The organism is Rahnella sp. P4_A8 (genome assembly GCF_056402435.1).
On the sequence record NZ_JBFUHK010000069.1, the window covers coordinates 1 to 18,410 of the forward strand.

The window sequence follows — 18,410 nt, forward strand, 5'->3', positions numbered from 1 at the left end:
ACAGATATACCGTCCTGTGCAGCAACAGACCGTACGCAAACGGAATCGGCATGCTAACGATGCGTTCACACCCACCGACCACTTGTGAAAGCTGTAACAGCGTGGAATCCATATGGGTATAGACAATATCCGACAGTTCACCGCTGCGGCGTCGTTCAGCCAGCCATTGTGACAACCGCAGCTGAACCATATTTGTCGGCGCACGGCGCGACAGAATATCTTCCGCATCGTCACCCAGCAAACGCTGAAGATCCGGACGCGGATCACTGTGACGCAACTGGTGCTTGAGGCTGAAACAGAACGCCAGCAGCAACGCAGTCACGCGCTGCGCCTCTCCCGGACACACAGCCATCACCTGACTTTGTAATGTCCGGCAGGCAATCAGCAAACCACCCCATAATTGCCGCGCCTCAATATAACGTGCGTACGCAACGCTGTTACGAAAGCCGAGGAAGATCGCAATAGAGACACCGAGCAGGCTGAAAGGCGCGAGTGTGAGTTTCACGCCAAGGGTCTCATACCAGGGAAGAGTGAGAATGGCGGCAAGTGACATCAGTAAATTGAGACTCAGACGGAACAGAATACTGGGCAGGACAGAACCATGCCAGGCGAACAAACGCAAGAACCAGTGACGAGGGGGACGGATTATCATTTTGTGCAGGTGCTTTATGCAGGTGAAGCGTTTTTTTTTGCGATTCTGGCAAATAAACCTGCCCATGCAAAGGACAATTTTGTGACACCGGTAACATTTTTTCTGAAACTTACAGTTCTGCGTTACAACTCGCCGGTTATCCCATTCACAACGCTGATTTATTCACTCTGCAGCCTCAAGTTACTGCCCGTTAAGGTCGATAATAGTAACAGGAGGAAAGTAAATAAAGTGGCCAGAATTCCCCCCATAACTGACTTACTGTAACAATTCGATCAGATACTCCGGAAAGATGAAGCTCCCCTACTGGCATGAAARACTGGAGGCTGAAAACATGAACATAATGTTAAGTATTGCGATGATCACAGGTATTGCCGCATGGTTCTTTATCAGCTCATCAATAAATGACATCCGAAACGATTATTGAATGATTCACAACCCCGCCGGGCGGCATCCCGTCCGGTCATTTTCAATCATGGCGGTGTTAATTTCATTGTCTTTTTCATCTCTTAAATTAAACTTTTTATAACGTAACGTTTTGAAGCAATAATTACGCTTACTTCACGCCGAAATAGATTGTCAATTTATGTCAATCTGAGAGAGCATGGCGGAAAATTTAAGCATGGTGTACTGATGAAAATTCTTTTTATTGTACTCATCGTTCTGGCGGTCATCGGGTTGTTGATCTGGCTGATACTCCGGTCAGCCGCGAAGGATGCTGATAATGATTATTAATCATTTTCCCCTGCCTGCGCATGGATCTACAGGCTTCATAAGAATTACCGGACAATAAATATCCGAACACCAAACTTAATACAAATTAAAAACAATGGTGTCAGATTGTAAAAATTCGGGTGAAATAACTCGCATGATGATTAACAAGCTAATTAAAAGCCATCATGCGAATAACAACGGTAAAAGTACGCCTTAAACGTAAAAAACGGATGTGTTTCTGATGTTATTTATTAAGTGAAATAGGAAGAAGAAATAATTAGCAGTTATTAATACAAATTAATCAGTTAGAAAATAATATTTTCATTGTGTTCAATGGAGGTGATAACAGGGCAAACTTTTTGCTCACCCCCTGCACTCGCTTTATCCGCCAGATTCTCCCCTACACCGACATGTTCATCACATCCTGATACGCTGCTACCAGTTTATTTCTTACCTGGACCCCAAGCTGCAATGAAATCGAGGATTTTTGCAGATCGACCATCACGTCGTTCAGACTGACACCGGGAACACCCATCTCCAGCTTTTCAGATTCCAGTTTTGCGTTGTTCTGGGTCTCGCTGATCTTACCTAATGCCGCTTTTAATTCGCTGGCAAAACCGGCCTCTGATGCGGTATCGGTCTTTGGTGCGGCACCGGCCTGGATAGCCGTGGCCTGCATCTGCTGTAAAACGCTCTCAATGCCTTGAATTGACATGCTTTCTCCGGTTATCGGGGTGTCGGTGAACAAATGGCTTCTTTCATGGAATGACACCCTATCACATCAGTTTTTTCCTAAACGCGGTAATTGAACCTAAAAACCATGGCTTATCGGGCCATTAACTTTGCGTTAAGCGGCAAATAATGGCTCACCTAGAAAATAGGCCTGCCTGTATGGAGGACTGAAAAATGTCACGCTTCAACGATTGCGCACTTGGGAGTCTGTTTTGTTAAGAGACAACATGAACACCACCATTCAACAGCTAAATAGGGATCTTGTATGAGTTCCGCAATAGCCGGCGCAGAAACCCCTCCAAGCGGTTTTACTGCGTTGCTTAATCGCCTGCGCGCCAACCCAAAAGTTCCTATCGCCATCGCTGCTGCGGCAGCCGTGGCTATTGTTGTTGTCATGATGCTGTGGGCTAAGCAGCCTACTTATAAGGTGCTCTTCAGTAATCTCGGTGACCAGGATGGCGGCGCCATCGTCACTCAGCTGACCCAAATGAACATTCCTTATCAGTTTTCTGATAACGGCGGTGCGTTGCTGATCCCTGCCGACAAAGTGTATGAAACGCGTCTGAAACTGGCGGCTGCCGGTTTACCTAAAGGCGGCGCGGTTGGTTTTGAATTAATGGATCAGGAAAAATTCGGCATCAGCCAGTTTAGCGAGCAGATCAACTATCAGCGTGCGCTGGAAGGTGAACTCTCACGTACCATCGAAACGCTGGGCCCGGTCAGCAGCGCCCGTGTCCATTTAGCCATTCCTAAGCCTTCCTTATTTGTCCGCGAACAAAAAAATCCTTCCGCCTCTGTGACCCTGAATTTACAGCCGGGGCGTGCGCTGGATGACGGCCAGATCAATGCCATCGTTTATATGGTGTCGAGCAGTGTTTCCGGCTTACCGCCTGCGAACGTTACCGTGGTGGATCAGAGCGGTCATCTGCTGACGCAATCTGATAACAACGGGCGTGACCTGAATGCTTCCCAGCTGAAATATGCCAATGAAGTGGAAGGCCGTCTGCAACGTCGTATCGAGTCCATTCTGCAACCGGTGGTCGGCAACGGTAACGTGCATGCGCAAATCACCGCGCAGATTGATTACGCCAGCCGTGAACAGACAGATGAAAACTATCAGCCAAATGGTTCAGCCGATAAAGCGGCTGTGCGGTCACGTCAGTTAAGCACCAGCGACCAGATTGGCGCGTCATCGGTCGGCGGCGTGCCGGGTGCACTGAGCAACCAGCCTGCTCCGGCAGCGACGGCACCGGTGACGAACCCGCCAGCGGCAAACAATGCAAATGGCACACAAAATCAGACCGGCAATAATGCGCAAAATGCAGCCACCACCGCGAATGCCAATGTGCCGTCTAACCGTCGTCGTGATGAAACCACCAACTATGAAGTTGACCGCACCATCACGCATACCCAGCACAGCGCCGGTGCCGTGCAGCGTCTGTCTGCGGCGGTTGTCGTTAACTACCAGGTCGGGCCAGATGGCAAAGCGAAGCCGCTGACTGACGATCAGTTGAAGAAAATTGATGATCTGGTACGCGAAGCGATGGGCTTCTCTCAGGAACGTGGCGATACGCTGAACGTGGTGAATACACCGTTCAACGAAGCGGCTGACGATTCCGGCGAGCTGCCGTTCTGGAAACAACAGGCGTTCTTCGATCAGTTACTCAATGCAGGTCGCTGGTTACTGGTGCTGATTGTGGCCTGGCTGTTGTGGCGCAAGATGGTTCGTCCGATGCTGCGCAAACAGCAGGCAGAGAAAGATGCCGCAGCCGCAGCCGCGCTTGCCGCCACCATGCCACAGCCTGAAGGCAGTAAACCGGTCAAACTCAGCAATGACGAGCTGGAAAAACGTAAACGTTCACAACAGCGTGTCAGTGTTGAAGTTCAGACCCAACGTGTGCAGGAGCTGGCCGATAAGGATCCTCGTATCGTCGCCCTGGTTATCCGCCAATGGATGAGTACCGAACAACCATGACTATGACCGGAACCGAAAAAAGCGCCATTTTGATGATCACGCTGGGTGAAGACCGCGCGGTGGAGGTGTTCAAACACCTCTCCCCTCGCGAAGTGCAGCAAATCAGTGGCGCGATGGCGAATATCCATCAAATTTCTAACAAGCAACTGGCGGAAGTGCTGAACGAGTTCGAGGACGAATCCGAGCAGTACGCCGCACTGAGCGTCAATACCAGCGAATATCTGCGTGCGGTACTGACCAAAGCGCTGGGCGAGGAGCGTGCGTCAAGCCTGCTGGAAGATATTCTGGAATCGCGCGAAACCACCAGCGGCATGGAAACACTGAACTTCATGGAACCGCTGATGGCAGCCGATCTTATCCGCGACGAACATCCGCAGATTATCGCCACCATCCTCGTTCACCTCAAACGTGGTCAGGCTGCCGATATTCTGGCGCTGTTCGACGAGCGTTTGCGCAACGACGTCATGCTGCGTATCGCGACCTTCGGCGGTGTCCAGCCAGCGGCGCTGGCAGAACTGACCGAAGTGCTGAACAACCTGCTCGACGGCCAGAACCTCAAACGTTCGAAGATGGGCGGTGTTCGTACTGCGGCAGAAATTATCAACCTGATGAAAACTCAGCAGGAAGAGGCGGTTATCGAAGCCGTTCGCGGTTACGACGGCGAACTGGCGCAGAAAATTATCGACGAGATGTTCCTGTTCGAAAACCTGGTGGATGTGGACGACCGCAGTATCCAGCGCCTGTTGCAGGAAGTCGAAGGCGAATCGTTACTGGTTGCACTGAAAGGGGCGGAACAGCCATTGCGCGACAAATTCCTGCGCAACATGTCACAACGTGCGGCAGATATCCTGCGCGACGATCTGGCAAACCGCGGACCGATGCGTATGTCTCTGGTCGAGAACGAACAAAAAGCAATTCTGCAGACGGTTCGCCGCCTGGCAGAGTCCGGCGAAATGATGGTTGGCGGCGGCGAGGATTCTTATGTCTGATGCTCCTAATACTGACTCACCAGAGTCTGACAAACCGGCACCGGAAAAGAAAACGGCGGAAGAACGTCATGCTGAGCGCATCAATGCTTTGCCATGGCAGCGGTGGAGACCGGGCGACCTCAGAATGCCCGTCTTTACCACGCCCGATGAACCTTTGCTGGCCGGCAGTGAGCCAGAGCAAGACGACGGTCTGCCAAAAGTTCAGGTAGACCAGAATGAATTGCTCAATCTTCAGCGTCACGCCGAACAACAGGGTTTCCAGCAGGGTCTCGAAGCCGGACAGAAACAAGGTTACGCCGCCGGTTTCCAGCAAGGTCTGGAAGCCGGGCAGCAGCAGGGTTTGCAGGAAGGTCAGCAACAGCAGGCGGTTCTGACTGAACACTGGCAGCATATGGTTTCTGACTTCCAGCAAACACTGGATGCGCTGGACAGCGTCATTGCTTCCCGTCTGATGCAAATGGCGCTGACTGCCGCCAAACAGATTATTGGTCAGGCGCCGATTTGTGACGGTTCCGCCCTGCTTAATCAGATCCAACAACTTATCCAGCAGGAACCGATGTTCAAGGGCAAACCGCAACTGCGCGTTAACCCGGCAGATTTCGAGCGTGTGGAACTGCAACTGGGAGCCAGCCTGAGCATGAACGGCTGGCGACTGCTGGCCGACAGCCAGATCCACAGCGGCGGCTGTAAAGTCAGTGCCGAAGATGGCGATATGGACGCTTCGCTGGCCACCCGCTGGCATGAACTGTGCCGTCTCGCCGCACCGGGAGATCTCTGATGACCGCCCGACTGAGCCGTTTGCTGAAAACGCTGGATGACGCAGAAAAACGCATGGCGCGCACGCCGTCAGTCCGTCGTTATGGCCGTCTGACGCGGGCAACAGGTCTGGTACTGGAAGCCACCGGTTTGCAGTTACCGCTGGGTGCGACCTGCCTGATTGAGCGCCATGACGGGCCGGTCGTGCAGGAAGTCGAAAGCGAAGTGGTCGGCTTCAACGGTCAGAGCCTGTTCCTGATGCCACTGGAAGAAGTGGAAGGTATTTTGCCGGGCGCACGGGTGTATGCCCGTATTGCCGCCGACGGCCAGACCGCAGGTAAACAACTGCCGCTCGGTACGCAATTGCTCGGCCGTGTGTTAGATGGCAGCGCCAAGCCACTGGATGGATTACCGCCGCCGGACACCGGCTATCGCGCGGCGCTTATCACGCCGCCGTTTAACCCGCTGCAACGTACCCCGATCACCGATGTGCTGGATGTCGGCGTCCGCGCCATTAACGCCCTGCTGACCGTGGGTCGCGGACAGCGTATGGGGCTTTTCGCCGGTTCAGGTGTCGGGAAATCCGTCCTGCTCGGCATGATGGCGCGCTACACCAAAGCCGACGTGATCGTGGTCGGACTGATTGGTGAACGTGGCCGTGAAGTCAAAGACTTTATTGAGAACATTTTGGGCGACGAAGGTCGTGCCCGTTCTGTGGTTATCGCAGCACCGGCTGACGTCTCTCCTCTTTTGCGTATGCAGGGTGCCGCTTACGCCACGCGTATCGCCGAAGACTTCCGCGACCGCGGTCAGCACGTATTGCTGATTATGGATTCCCTGACCCGTTATGCCATGGCGCAGCGTGAAATCGCCCTGGCGATCGGCGAACCACCGGCCACCAAAGGCTACCCACCTTCCGTGTTTGCAAAACTGCCTGCGCTGGTTGAACGCGCAGGTAACGGCATCAGCGGCGGCGGCTCGATTACCGCGTTTTATACCGTACTGACCGAAGGGGATGACCAGCAGGATCCGATTGCTGACTCCGCCCGCGCCATACTTGACGGCCATGTGGTGCTGTCGCGCCGTCTGGCGGAATCCGGCCATTATCCGGCAATCGATATTGAAGCGTCGATCAGCCGTGCCATGACCTCGCTTATTGACGACGCCCAGTACGGGCGCGTTCGTAATTTCAAACAATTGTTGTCCAGCTACCAGCGCAACCGTGACCTGATCAGCGTCGGTGCATACGCCGCAGGCAGCGATCCGATGCTCGATCGCGCTATCAAGCTGTATCCGCAGATGGAGAACTTCCTGCAACAGGACATCATGGAACGCAGCACATATGAAGACGCCTGTCTGGAACTGAACATGTTGTTCCCGGGCTAAACCAAGATAAGCGAGGCATAAATGGAAAGTTCATCGCCGTTAATCACACTTTGCTCGCTGGCGCAAAAAGCGCTGGATCAGGCGACCAGTCATTTGGGCCAAATCCGACAATCGCAACGTCAGGCTGACGAGCAGCTCACCATGCTGCTCAATTATCAGCGTGAATACCGGGAAAAACTCAATTCCACCATGACCGACGGGATTGCCGCGAATACCTGGCAAAACTACCAACAGTTTATCGGCACACTGGAAGTGGCGATTGAGCAGCACCGCAAACAGCTACAACAATGGGATCAGCGGCTGAATATGGCGGTTAACCAGTGGCAGGACAAGCAGCAACGGCTCAATGCGTACCAGACGTTGCAAACCCGCGCCAGTGAGCAGCAACGTTCTCTGGAAAATAAGATTGATCAAAAGCAGAACGATGAGTTCGCCCAGCGCAGCGCACACAGGAAGAAACAACCATGAATCTGAATATTTTGCCTGCAGCCGTTACCACGGCGAAGACCACCGCGAGCGCGGCGACCGGCAGTGCCTCTGTCAGTACGTCACCGGCAACGGACGTCAGTGCGATCACCGAGCCGGGCGCTACCAGCCCGGCGGATTTCGCCAGCCAGCTTGAAGCCCAGCTCGGCGAAAAAGTGGATCCGAAAATCACCAGTACGTTAGCCAAACTCGGCCAGCAAATCTCTGCCAAAGGGGTGGTCGTCGATAAAACAACCCTGACGCAGGCAGTGACTTCTGGTGAAGAAGACGGCAGCCTGATGCTGGATGAAAGTGATCTGAGCAAAATGATCGCCGCGATTCAGATATTGCCGACCGGCAATCTGAAAGGCACGGGCTCCGTCCCGGTCAAAGATGCCGCCCTGAGCGATAAAGATAAAGACAGCACTGACGCCGGTGCTGACCTTTCTGTTCAGTCATTGCTCGCGCAACTTGCGGCGCAGCAGCAACCGGCTCAGCAGATTCAAACCGCCACCACCGTCGCCACGCAAACCGTCAGCAGCGAACCCACCACAACCGATAAGCAGAGTTCACTGCTCGCCGGTCTGACCGCCTCTTCCTTACTGACGGCTGATGGCAAAACCGCCGCAGTAACGGACACCGATCCGAAAGCAGCGGCAGCCGCCTCAGGCAATACCGCGTCGGGCTCCGCACAACATGCCGCCAGCAGTAAAGCGGCCACCAGCAACACACCTGATTTTAGCAGCGCGCTGGCGTCAATGAGCGCAGCAGCCGGCAATGCCGCGGCTCTGCAGCAAAATGACAGCCGCGCTGCCGATAACGGCACGCAGGCACTGAATCAGCTCAACACCGCCGCCGTTGCTGTCTCTTCCGCGCCGGTTTCCAGCACGCCAACCATGACCAGCGCCGTGACCGCGCCAACAACGCCGCTGCTTAATGCACAGCTCGGTACACCGGAATGGCAGCAACAGCTGGGTCAGCAGGTGATGATGTTCAACCGTCAGGGGCAACAGACCGCGGAACTTCGTCTGCATCCGGCTGATCTGGGCTCTATCCAGATCAGCATGAAGATTGAAAACAATCAGGCACAGCTCCACTTTGTGTCCGGTCACAGCGGCGTGCGCTCGGCAATTGAAGCCGCCATGCCGGAGCTTAAAACCGCGCTGGCAGACAACGGCATCAGCCTGGGTCAGAGCAGCGTCGGCAGTGACAGTTCGCAGTGGCAGCAAGCCCAGCAGCAAAGTCAGTCCGGTTCGCAGCAAGGTAATGCCGCCAGTTGGGCGGCGTTCAGCTCCGGCAGCACTCCCTCTGCCAGCGATGCCTTGCCGGTTCCGGCCTCCCTCGCTTCACGAGTCAGCGGCAACAACAGCGTGGACATTTTTGCGTAGGAATTTGCGTAAAAGTTCGCAGAATTGTTTCAGATAATTGCTGACGGTCAGTTCGTCCTTAATTCAAACGGCAGAGCTGACCTTATTTACCCCGCCTATTCTGACTATTGAACAACGGGATAAGCGGGATAATCGTTTTCAGAATTGACTCAGCAGTGTGGTGCTTCTCGCGCCAGACGGCTCATACTTACAGGAAATCGCCTCATCCATGTCTGACTCTGCTCTCTCGGCGTCGCGTAAAAAAAAGCGGCCGTTAATGATGATTCTGCTGTTACTGATTGCCATCGGAGCCTGTGGTGCGGCCGGTTACGCCTGGTGGATGTTGCACAAGCAACAATCCGGAAATGGAACACAGACGACTGAAGTGAAAAAGAACGAACCGCCTGCGGCACCGATTTTCCTGGCACTGGATACCTTCACCGTTAACCTGCAAACGGCGGATAACGATCCTGACCGCGTGCTGTATGTCGGGCTGACCCTGCGTCTGCCGGACGAAAAAAATCGCGCTACGCTTAATGAATACCTGCCTGAAGTTCGCAGCCGCCTGCTGTTGCTGCTCTCCCGTCAGAAGTCGACGGAGTTAGCCAGCGAAGCGGGTAAACAACAGCTGGTTCAGGACATCAAACAGGTTCTGGACGCGCCACTGGTCAAAGGTCAGCCTCCTCAGGTGATCAACGACGTGCTTTTCACTGCTTTCATACTGCGATAAACAAATTATGGGCGACAGCATACTTTCACAGGCCGAGATCGACGCGCTGCTCAATGGTGACAGTGACAGTGATAATGCAAGCAACACTGCGGCTGCAGCAAAGACTGCCGCGTCTGATGACGGTGTAAAACCTTTTGACCCTACGACGCAGCGTCGCGTTGTGCGTGAGCGGTTGCAGGCTCTGGAAATCATTAACGAGCGTTTTGCCCGTCATTTCCGTATGGGGCTGTTCAACCTCTTGCGCCGTAGCCCGGACATCACCGTAGGGGCGATCAAAATCCAGCCCTACCACGATTTCGCACGCAACTTACCGGTGCCCACCAACCTGAACCTTATCCACCTGAAACCTCTGCGCGGCACGGCGCTGTTTGTGTTCGCACCGAGCCTGGTGTTTATCGCAGTGGATAACCTGTTCGGGGGCGATGGTCGTTTCCCGACCAAAGTGGAGGGCCGCGAATTTACCCACACCGAACAGCGCGTGATTAAGCGCATGCTCAGGCTGGCACTGGATGCCTACGAAGATGCCTGGAGCGGCGTTTACAAGCTGAGCGTTGAATATGTGCGTGCCGAATTGCAGATCAAATTCACTAACATCACCTCTTCCCCGAACGACATCGTGGTGACCACGCCGTTCCATGTGGAAATCGGTGCGCTGAGCGGTGATTTCAACATCTGTATTCCGTTCAGCATGATCGAACCTTTACGCGAGTTACTGACCAATCCGCCGGTCGAAAACTCACGTAATGAAGAAAGTCAGTGGCGTGAAAACCTGGTGCATCAGGTTCAGCAGTCTGAGCTCGAACTGGTGGCGAATTTCGTCGAAATCCCGCTGCGCCTGTCGCAGATCCTGAAACTGAAACCGGGCGATGTACTGCCGATTGAGAAGCCGGACCGCCTGATCGCTCACGTCGATGGCGTGCCTGTGCTGACCAGCCAATATGGCACCTTAAACGAACAATACGCCCTGCGCGTTGAACATTTGATCAACCCAATTTTAAATTCTCTAGATGAGGAACAGCCCCATGAGTGACACCAATAAACCGTCTGACGCCGGATCGGATAACGTTGACGATTTATGGGCTGATGCGTTTAACGAACAACAGTCTGCGGGCGGCGCGAAAGCGTCAACTGACGGTGTTTTCGCCGCGCTGGGTGCCCAGGACGGAACAGGCAGTTTGCAAGATATCGACATGATCCTCGATATTCCGGTGAAACTGACCGTGGAATTAGGTCGCACCAAAATGACCATCAAAGAACTGCTGCGTCTGTCGCAGGGTTCCGTGGTGTCGCTCGACGGTCTGGCCGGTGAACCGCTGGATATCCTGATCAACGGTTATCTGATTGCTCAGGGTGAAGTAGTGGTGGTCGCCGATAAATACGGCGTGCGTATCACTGACATCATCACCCCGTCCGAACGTATGCGTCGCCTGAGCCGCTGATGAGCCAGAATGCCGTGACGGATTCTCCGTACATTTCCGGCCCGGTCAATCACGCCACCACCCAGGCATCACCTCAGGCGATGCCTGCCAGTTCGGTGCTGACACAAGTCAGTACTGTACTCGGCGGCATCCTGCTACTGATCCTGTTTATCGGCTGGGTGGTTAAGCGTGCAGGTTTCGCGCCACAGTCTAAAAATAACAAACTGCTGAAAGTGACCGCCAGTGTACAGGTCGGTCGCAGTGAAAAAGTAGTGATCGTAGAGGTCGACAATACCTGGCTGGTGCTGGGCGTGACGGCGCAAAACATCACCCCACTGCATACGCTGAGCGCGCCTCCGGTTGAACAGACGCCAGACTCAGGCAATCCCAATCACCCACCCGCTGATTTCCGTCAGCTGATGCAGAAAATGTTGAAACGTCCGGGAAAGCAGGCATGACCTTGTTGAAATCCGCCCTTACCGCTGCCCGTCAGCGCCCTGTTCGCCTGGTCACTCACCTGTGTCTGCCGCTGCTATTGCTTGCCAGCCCGGCAGCTTTTGCACAGTTACCGGGGATCATCAGCCAGCAGATGTCTAACGGGACACAAAACTGGTCGCTGCCGATCCAGACGCTGGTGTTTATCACCACACTGACCCTGTTACCTGCGATGCTGCTGATGTGTACCAGTTTTACCCGCATCATTATCGTGCTGGGTTTACTGCGAAATGCACTGGGTACACCTTCCGCGCCGCCAAACCAGGTGCTGCTCGGCCTTGGCCTGTTTCTGACCTTCTTCGTGATGGCACCGGTATTCGACAAAATTTACAGCGATGCTTATCAGCCCTTCAGCGAAAACAAGATCACCATGCAGGAAGCAATGGACAAAGGCGCTCAGCCGTTACGCCAGTTTATGCTGCGCCAGACCCGTGAAAGCGATCTGGCTTTGTATGCGCGTCTGGCCAACATCCCGCCTCTTGCAGGCCCGGAAGCCGTGCCGATGCGTATTTTGTTACCGGCTTACGTCACCAGCGAACTGAAAACCGCTTTCCAGATTGGCTTCACCGTATTCATACCGTTCATGATTATCGACCTGGTGGTCGCCAGCGTACTGATGGCGCTGGGGATGATGATGGTGCCACCCGCCACCATCTCACTGCCGTTCAAGCTGATGTTGTTCGTGCTGGTCGATGGCTGGCAACTGCTGCTCGGATCACTGGCGCAGAGTTTTTACAGTTAATTCAAAACGCTAAATTGTTGGGCGTTTTTTGCTCCTCCCCCTGCGAAGGGGGAGGCCGGGAGGGGGTTTTACAGGCAACTTGAAATTCTGAGCTGCTATTCATACCCCACCCCAACCCTCCCCTTCGCAGGGGAGGGAGTCGCCCGTCTTCTTTTACGAGAATCTTATGACTCCTGAATCGGTAATGGCACTGGGTAACGAGGCAATGAAAGTGGCGCTGGCCGTTGCTGCGCCTTTGTTGCTGGCCGCGCTGGTGACCGGGCTTATCGTCAGCCTGTTGCAGGCGGCGACACAAATCAACGAACAAACGCTGTCCTTCATTCCTAAAATTCTGGCCGTTGTGGCGACTATCGTGATCGCCGGGCCGTGGATGCTGAATCTGCTGCTCGATTACATGCGCACGTTGTTTACCAACCTGCCTTACATCATCGGTTAATCTATGGTTTCCTTCGACAGCACCCAGTTAGCCGGATGGCTGAGCATGTATTTCTGGCCCCTGCTGCGAATTCTGGCGCTGATCAGCACCGCGCCGATCACCAGTGAAAAGTCAGTACCGAACCGCGTGAAACTCGGTCTTGGGATGATGATTACCTTCCTGATTGCGCCTTCCCTGCCGCCGGTGGACACGCCGATCTTCTCCACGCCTGCACTGTGGCTGGCGATGCAGCAGATTATGATTGGCACCGCGCTGGGTATCACCATGCAACTGGCCTTTGCCGCCATCCGTATGGCCGGTGAAATTATGGGTTTGCAGATGGGGATTTCCTTTGCGACGTTTTATGATCCAAGCAACCGTCTCAATACCCCGCTGCTGGCACAGTTTTTAAATCTGCTGGCGGTGTTGTTGTTCCTGAGTTTCAACGCGCATCTGTGGCTGATTTCCCTGCTGGCCGACAGTTTTCATACCCTGCCCATCAGCCATAATCCGGTGAATGCCGAAGGTTTTATGGCCGTCGCCAAAGCGGGCAGCATTGTATTCAGCGGCGGGATGATGCTGGCTCTGCCAATCGTGACATTGCTGCTGACGCTCAACATGGCGCTGGGTCTGTTAAACCGCGTGACGCCACAGCTTTCCGTTTTCGTCATCGGTTTCCCGCTGACCCTCAGCATTGGGATTCTGGCGATCAGCCTGATGATGCCGATGCTCGCCCCGTTCAGCGAGCATCTGTTCAGTGAAATTCTGGATAAGATTGTGTTGATCATGAATCAGCTGGCGGCTGACTGAATGGCTTAACGCCGCACCAGCAGCGCCATCACTTCGTAATGCGCGGTATGCGGGAACATGTCGAAAAGCCGGACACGCAGAATGTGATAGTCCGGCAGTAACGCCAGATCCTGCGCCATTGTTTGGGCGTTACAGCTTGAATAGAGAATCGTGTCCGGCGCCATGTGGCTGAGATATTCGCACAACGCTTTGCCGATGCCGCGACGCGGCGGATTCACCAGCACCAGATCCGGCACCTCGCCTTTGCCGGTCGCAAAACCGGTGGAATCGAGCGCCTGAAACTCAACGTTTTGCAGCCCCAGACGCACCGCCGATTCTTTCGCACAGGCAATGGCTTCCGCGCTGATTTCGATACCGGTCAGTTTCATCTGCGGCGTTGCACAATGCAGACCAAAGCCGCCCACGCCACAGAACAGATCCCACATACTTCGGATATCCCCTCGCGCCCTCACCCAGTCACGCGCCGTGGCGTAAAGCTTTTCAGCCACCACCGGATTGGTCTGGAAGAAGCTTTGCGGGCGGATAAACAGGGGGACATGGTTAAAATCTTCTTCCAGCCGCTGAACATCCGTCAGTGGAATTTCAGTGTCACCTTCGAGGATCGCCATATGCACCGGCTGTATGTTGGCGGAAATCACTTTCAACTGTGGCAACTGCTGTTGCAACCACGGCAGTGCCGCACGCAGTTGCGCCAGTTTGGCGTCTGAACGCAACACAAAGCGCAGCATCATGCCGCCATCTTTCTGGCTTTCAGTCAGTAACAGGAATTTCAGCTCGCCGCGTTTGCGCGCAACGTTGTAAGGGGTCAGGCCCGCGCGGGCAATAAAGATTTTGAGAACTGAAAATACCGCCGGGAAACTGGTCGGATACAACGGGCACTCACACAAATCGACCGGCGTGCCGTCGCGGTGCAACATCCCAAGTAAAGGGCGTTCCACGCTGCCGCTGACCACCATTTTGGCTTTATTACGAAACGCACTTTCCGGGCCGGTGACCGGTTCACACCATTCAGCCACCGGCAAATCTGACAGCAAATCGCTGAGATCCCGCTGCTTGTCGGCTAACTGTTGTAAATAAGGTTTGTCGAGCCACTGGCAGGAACGGCAGGTTCCGGCGGTGTAAAGTGCGCAATGCATGAAAAATTTCCGGTCATCAGATGCAGTAAAAAACTGGCGCGCAGTTTATCACTGCGCGGCGGGAAAGACTCACTTACATCGAGGCTATTTGCGACGGGAAAAGTATCTGCGGCTGCTGGCAGGCACATACAACAGTAGCAGCACCAGCATATCGGGAATTTTTTGCATCAGCAGCGCATAGAGAAATTCGCCCTGTGTTTCGACGTTAAAGCGAAAGATACGCGGGCCGAACCAGTCAAATGACGCCAGCAGCATGTAACCGACCACGATCACCTGACAACCGATGAATGCCCGGCGCCCCCAGCGGCGGCCACGCATCATAGCGTACGCGGCACGGCATTCGGTCAACACAATCAGCAAACTGGCCAGCATGATGAAACAGTTCAGCCAGGACTCGGCACTGACTTCAATAAAGCTCATCAGCCCTGAAAAGCCCATAGCATCAAACAATAATATGAATTCGAGCAAGCGCGTCGCGACAATCGCCGACGCACCGATCATGACGGGAACAGGGATAAATGCCAGTTTCATAAATCCGTTTGGGCTCTCCATTTACGTTCAGGGCGGAATACATCCGCCCTGAAAATTATCTTAAAATTTAAGCACGTTGAGCGCGCTGAATTTCTTTGCGCCGTTGTTTCTCGGCACGCGACATAAACCACCAGGCAATCATGCCGATGATGCCCACCACCAGCAGGATCAGCGTCGCCAGTGCGTTGATTTCAGGGTTGACACCCATACGCACGCTGGCAAAAACCAGCATCGGTAACGTGGTCGCGCCCGGCCCGGCGACGAAACTGGCGATCACCAGATCGTCGAGCGACAGCGTAAACGCCAGCAACCAGCCCGAAATCAGCGCTGGCAAGATCATCGGCAGCGTAATAATAAAGAACACTTTCAGTGGCGGTGCGCCTAAATCCATTGCCGCTTCTTCGATGGAACGGTCCAGTTCACGCAAACGCGCCGAGACCACGACCGCGACATACGCACTACAAAACGTCACGTGCGCCAGCCAGATAGTGAACATGCCACGTTCAGCCGGCCAGCCAAAAGTGTGCCCCATCGCCACAAACAGCAGCAGTAACGCCAGACCGGTGATGACATCAGGCATGACCAGCGGCGCAGTCAGCATAAACGCAAAACCGGTTGAACCGCGAAAACGCCTGAAACGCACCATCACCACGGCGGCCAGTGTACCGACCACCACGGCCATGGTGGCAGCAGCGGTAGCGATCGACAGGCTCATGCCGACGGCGTTGATCATCGCCGAATCATGGAAAAGCTGAGTATACCAGCGGGTAGACCAGCCAGCCCAGACCGTTACCAGCTTCGAGCTGTTGAATGAGTAAATAACCAGCATCAGCATCGGGGCGTACAAAAACGTAAAGCCGAGCACCAGAATAAGAATTCGCCACGGCGAACGGACAACCGGTAACTGATTCATTCTTTATCTCCCAGCTCTTTGTTTTGGTATTTCTGGAACCACAGGATAGGCATGATCAGCAGCAACAACATGACCACCGCCACCGCCGAGGCTACCGGCCAGTCGCGATTATTGAAGAATTCCTGCCACAGGACACGGCCAATCATATTACTGTCCGGCCCGCCGAGCAGTTCCGGTATCACGTACTCCCCCACCGCCGGGATAAAGACCAGCATCGAACCGGCAATAATCCCGCCTTTGGTCAGCGGCATAATCACTTTGAAGAAGGTTTTCATCGGACGCGCACCGAGATCCTGCGCCGCTTCCACCAGTGAGTAATCCATGCGGGTCAGCGCGGTGTAAATCGGCAACACCATAAACGGCAGATACGAATACACGATGCCGATATACACGGCCAGATTGGTGTGCAAAATCACCAGAGGCTGGTCGATAACATGCAGCCAGATCAGTACGTTATTCAGTACACCGTTGTCTTTAAGAATGCCCATCCAGGCATAAACGCGGATCAGGAATGACGTCCATGATGGCAGGATCACCAGCAACAGCAGGATGTTGCGCGTCGAGGTGCGGCTGTGTGCCACCGCCCACGCCAGCGGATACCCAATCAGCAGGCAAAGCAGCGTGGAAATCGCTGCCACTTGCAGCGATTGCAAATACGCATCGATATACAGCGGATCCTGGGTCAGGCCGATGTAGTTGGCGATGTTGAGTGCAATATCCAGCATGCCGTCTGACCAGGTAACCAGATCGGTATACGGCGGAATGGCCCGCGCCATTTCAGCAAAACTGATTTTGAAAACAATCAGAAATGGCAGTAAAAACAGCAGCAGGAACCAGACCAGCGGCAGCAGGATCACCAGCTTGCGGCCATGCCGCTGTTGCAGACGACCGGTGAAGGCTTTAAATCCGCCCGGAGGTTTGCTGGCCGGGGTTTCGGAGATTACAGACATTTTCATCCCCCTTTAAACAGTCAGCACGACACAGCTGTCGGCTTCCCAGCACAGGCGCACTTCGTCGCCCCAGGTTGGCATACCTTTGCGGAAACGGTGACCGTTCTGCAACTGCGCCGTAATCATCTGCCCGCTGTGCAGCCTGACGTGATAAATCGACAGGTCGCCAAGATAGGCGATATTGACCACCTCTCCGACCGCGAAGTTGCAGCCATCCTGCGGCACGTCTTCACACAACATGATTTTTTCCGGACGCAGCGCAACATACACCGGCACGCCGTCAACCACAGACACATCCGGATCGACTTTCAGCGGATGCCTCAGCCCCGGCGAGGTCAGCAGCAGCGCATCGTCCAGACGCTCTTTCAGCACACCTTCAAATATATTCACGGAGCCGATAAATTCGGCGCTGAAACGGCTGGTCGGGTGTTCATAAATTTCTTCCGGCTCGCCGATTTGCACGAATTTACCGCGGTTCATGATGGCGATACGCCCCGCCATGGTCATCGCCTCTTCCTGATCGTGTGTCACCATCACACAGGTCGCGCCGACGCGCTCAAGAATATCCACCACTTCCAGTTGCATACGGTCGCGCAGCTTTTTATCCAGCGCCCCCATCGGCTCATCGAGCAGCAGCAGTTTTGGTCTTTTCGCCAGGCTGCGCGCTAATGCCACACGCTGACGCTGACCGCCGGAAAGCTGGTGCGGCTTACGTTTGGCGAATTCCTGCATATGCACCAGCGTCAGCATTTCCGCCACGCGGCTTTTGATTTCCGCTGACGGCAGTTTGTCCTGCTTGAGGCCGAACGCGATGTTTTGCTCAACGGTCATGTGCGGGAACAAGGCGTAAGACTGGAACATCATATTGATCGGACGCTGATACGGCGGCACCTGCGAAAGATCTACGCCATCCAGTACGATTTGGCCCTGCGTGGGCGGCTCAAAACCGGCCAGCATACGCAACAGGGTTGATTTCCCACAGCCGGACGCGCCGAGCAGTGCGAAAATCTCGCCTTTATAAATGGTCAGGCTCACATCATCGACGGCGGCCTGGCCATCAAAAGATTTGGTCAGATTGCGGATTTCCAGCAAAGGCGTGAAACCTTTCTGGGTCTTAGGCTGCGGGCGGGGGATAGCGTCGTTCACTCAGAGAAATCTCCGGTATCAGAATAAAGCAGTTCAAATAAGCATAACAGTCAGGGGGGAAAGTGCCTGATCGGTATACCCAAAATACAGC

The 18,410-nt window shown here is 54.3% G+C and carries 21 protein-coding genes; 14 read left to right on the forward strand and 7 right to left on the reverse strand.

All coding sequences use genetic code 11. The annotated features are described in order from the left end of the window. The coding region (locus AC1DUO_RS21005; protein WP_477988584.1) for a bestrophin family protein at positions 1-652 on the reverse strand (652 nt) is incomplete at its 3' end. On the opposite strand from AC1DUO_RS21005, the gene AC1DUO_RS21010 reads away from it, so the two are divergent. Next, positions 602-916: a hypothetical protein gene (locus AC1DUO_RS21010; RefSeq protein WP_222940662.1), complete on the forward strand. Its 315-nt coding sequence runs from the start codon at positions 602-604 to the stop codon at positions 914-916. The two genes, AC1DUO_RS21005 and AC1DUO_RS21010, sit on opposite strands and share 51 nt — an antisense overlap. 847 nt (positions 917-1,763) lie before the next feature. Here AC1DUO_RS21010 and fliE read toward each other — a convergent pair. Beyond that, complete coding sequence (fliE, locus tag AC1DUO_RS21015) at positions 1,764-2,078, reverse strand: flagellar hook-basal body complex protein FliE (protein WP_013575795.1); 315 nt, start codon at positions 2,076-2,078, stop codon at positions 1,764-1,766. A gap of 282 nt (positions 2,079-2,360) precedes the next feature. Here fliE and fliF point away from each other — a divergent pair, with 282 nt between their 5' ends. The 13 genes from fliF to fliR all read left to right on the forward strand — a co-directional run bounded on the left by fliF (position 2,361) and on the right by fliR (position 13,643). Further along, the gene (gene fliF, locus AC1DUO_RS21020; RefSeq protein WP_013575796.1) at positions 2,361-4,070 is read left to right on the forward strand and encodes a flagellar basal-body MS-ring/collar protein FliF; all 1,710 of its coding nucleotides are present in this window, start codon (positions 2,361-2,363) and stop codon (positions 4,068-4,070) included. Further along, entirely contained in the window at positions 4,067-5,059 is a 993-nt protein-coding gene (gene fliG, locus AC1DUO_RS21025) for a flagellar motor switch protein FliG (protein WP_013575797.1), read from the forward strand. Before fliF ends, fliG begins: the two co-directional genes overlap by 4 nt. 124 nt (positions 5,060-5,183) lie before the next feature. Continuing rightward, positions 5,184-5,837 carry a flagellar assembly protein FliH gene (gene fliH / locus AC1DUO_RS21030; RefSeq protein ID WP_369794788.1) on the forward strand — a complete coding sequence of 218 codons (654 nt, stop codon included), beginning with the start codon at positions 5,184-5,186 and terminating at the stop codon, positions 5,835-5,837. Next, complete coding sequence (fliI, locus tag AC1DUO_RS21035) at positions 5,837-7,201, forward strand: flagellar protein export ATPase FliI (protein WP_013575799.1); 1,365 nt, start codon at positions 5,837-5,839, stop codon at positions 7,199-7,201. The genes fliH and fliI overlap by 1 nt, the downstream gene beginning before the upstream one ends. A gap of 21 nt (positions 7,202-7,222) precedes the next feature. Next, a complete protein-coding gene (gene fliJ / locus AC1DUO_RS21040; protein ID WP_013575800.1) occupies positions 7,223-7,669 on the forward strand; it encodes a flagellar export protein FliJ in 447 nt (148 codons plus the stop codon). Next, entirely contained in the window at positions 7,666-9,054 is a 1,389-nt protein-coding gene (locus tag AC1DUO_RS21045; RefSeq protein ID WP_015690045.1) for a flagellar hook-length control protein FliK, read from the forward strand. Before fliJ ends, AC1DUO_RS21045 begins: the two co-directional genes overlap by 4 nt. A gap of 208 nt (positions 9,055-9,262) precedes the next feature. Continuing rightward, the gene (gene fliL, locus AC1DUO_RS21050; protein WP_013575802.1) at positions 9,263-9,763 is read left to right on the forward strand and encodes a flagellar basal body-associated protein FliL; all 501 of its coding nucleotides are present in this window, start codon (positions 9,263-9,265) and stop codon (positions 9,761-9,763) included. 7 nt (positions 9,764-9,770) lie between these two features. Continuing rightward, positions 9,771-10,793: a flagellar motor switch protein FliM gene (gene fliM / locus AC1DUO_RS21055; RefSeq protein ID WP_013575803.1), complete on the forward strand. Its 1,023-nt coding sequence runs from the start codon at positions 9,771-9,773 to the stop codon at positions 10,791-10,793. Continuing rightward, a complete protein-coding gene (fliN, locus tag AC1DUO_RS21060) occupies positions 10,786-11,202 on the forward strand; it encodes a flagellar motor switch protein FliN (RefSeq protein ID WP_013575804.1) in 417 nt (138 codons plus the stop codon). Before fliM ends, fliN begins: the two co-directional genes overlap by 8 nt. Next, complete coding sequence (gene fliO, locus AC1DUO_RS21065) at positions 11,202-11,639, forward strand: flagellar biosynthetic protein FliO (protein ID WP_119261720.1); 438 nt, start codon at positions 11,202-11,204, stop codon at positions 11,637-11,639. Before fliN ends, fliO begins: the two co-directional genes overlap by 1 nt. After that, complete coding sequence (gene fliP / locus AC1DUO_RS21070) at positions 11,636-12,418, forward strand: flagellar type III secretion system pore protein FliP (protein WP_013575806.1); 783 nt, start codon at positions 11,636-11,638, stop codon at positions 12,416-12,418. The genes fliO and fliP overlap by 4 nt, the downstream gene beginning before the upstream one ends. Before the next feature lie 166 nt (positions 12,419-12,584). Then, entirely contained in the window at positions 12,585-12,854 is a 270-nt protein-coding gene (gene fliQ, locus AC1DUO_RS21075) for a flagellar biosynthesis protein FliQ (RefSeq protein WP_013575807.1), read from the forward strand. 3 nt (positions 12,855-12,857) lie between these two features. Beyond that, a complete protein-coding gene (gene fliR / locus AC1DUO_RS21080) occupies positions 12,858-13,643 on the forward strand; it encodes a flagellar biosynthetic protein FliR (RefSeq protein WP_013575808.1) in 786 nt (261 codons plus the stop codon). 5 nt (positions 13,644-13,648) lie between these two features. Here the strand turns inward: fliR and rlmC are convergent, their stop codons facing one another. The 5 genes from rlmC to potG form a co-directional block, all read right to left on the reverse strand. After that, positions 13,649-14,779, reverse strand: a complete 1,131-nt coding sequence (gene rlmC / locus AC1DUO_RS21085) for a 23S rRNA (uracil(747)-C(5))-methyltransferase RlmC (RefSeq protein ID WP_119261721.1) — start codon at positions 14,777-14,779, stop codon at positions 13,649-13,651. An 84-nt stretch (positions 14,780-14,863) separates the two neighbouring features. After that, positions 14,864-15,310 (reverse strand): YbjO family protein, encoded by a 447-nt coding sequence (locus AC1DUO_RS21090; RefSeq protein ID WP_013575810.1) that lies wholly within the window; start codon positions 15,308-15,310, stop codon positions 14,864-14,866. Between the two features lie 67 nt (positions 15,311-15,377). Continuing rightward, the gene (gene potI / locus AC1DUO_RS21095) at positions 15,378-16,223 is read right to left on the reverse strand and encodes a putrescine ABC transporter permease PotI (protein WP_013575811.1); all 846 of its coding nucleotides are present in this window, start codon (positions 16,221-16,223) and stop codon (positions 15,378-15,380) included. Next, positions 16,220-17,173: a putrescine ABC transporter permease PotH gene (potH, locus tag AC1DUO_RS21100; protein WP_013575812.1), complete on the reverse strand. Its 954-nt coding sequence runs from the start codon at positions 17,171-17,173 to the stop codon at positions 16,220-16,222. Before potH ends, potI begins: the two co-directional genes overlap by 4 nt. 12 nt (positions 17,174-17,185) lie before the next feature. Beyond that, entirely contained in the window at positions 17,186-18,319 is a 1,134-nt protein-coding gene (gene potG / locus AC1DUO_RS21105) for a putrescine ABC transporter ATP-binding subunit PotG (protein ID WP_013575813.1), read from the reverse strand. Positions 18,320-18,410 lie beyond the last annotated feature (91 nt).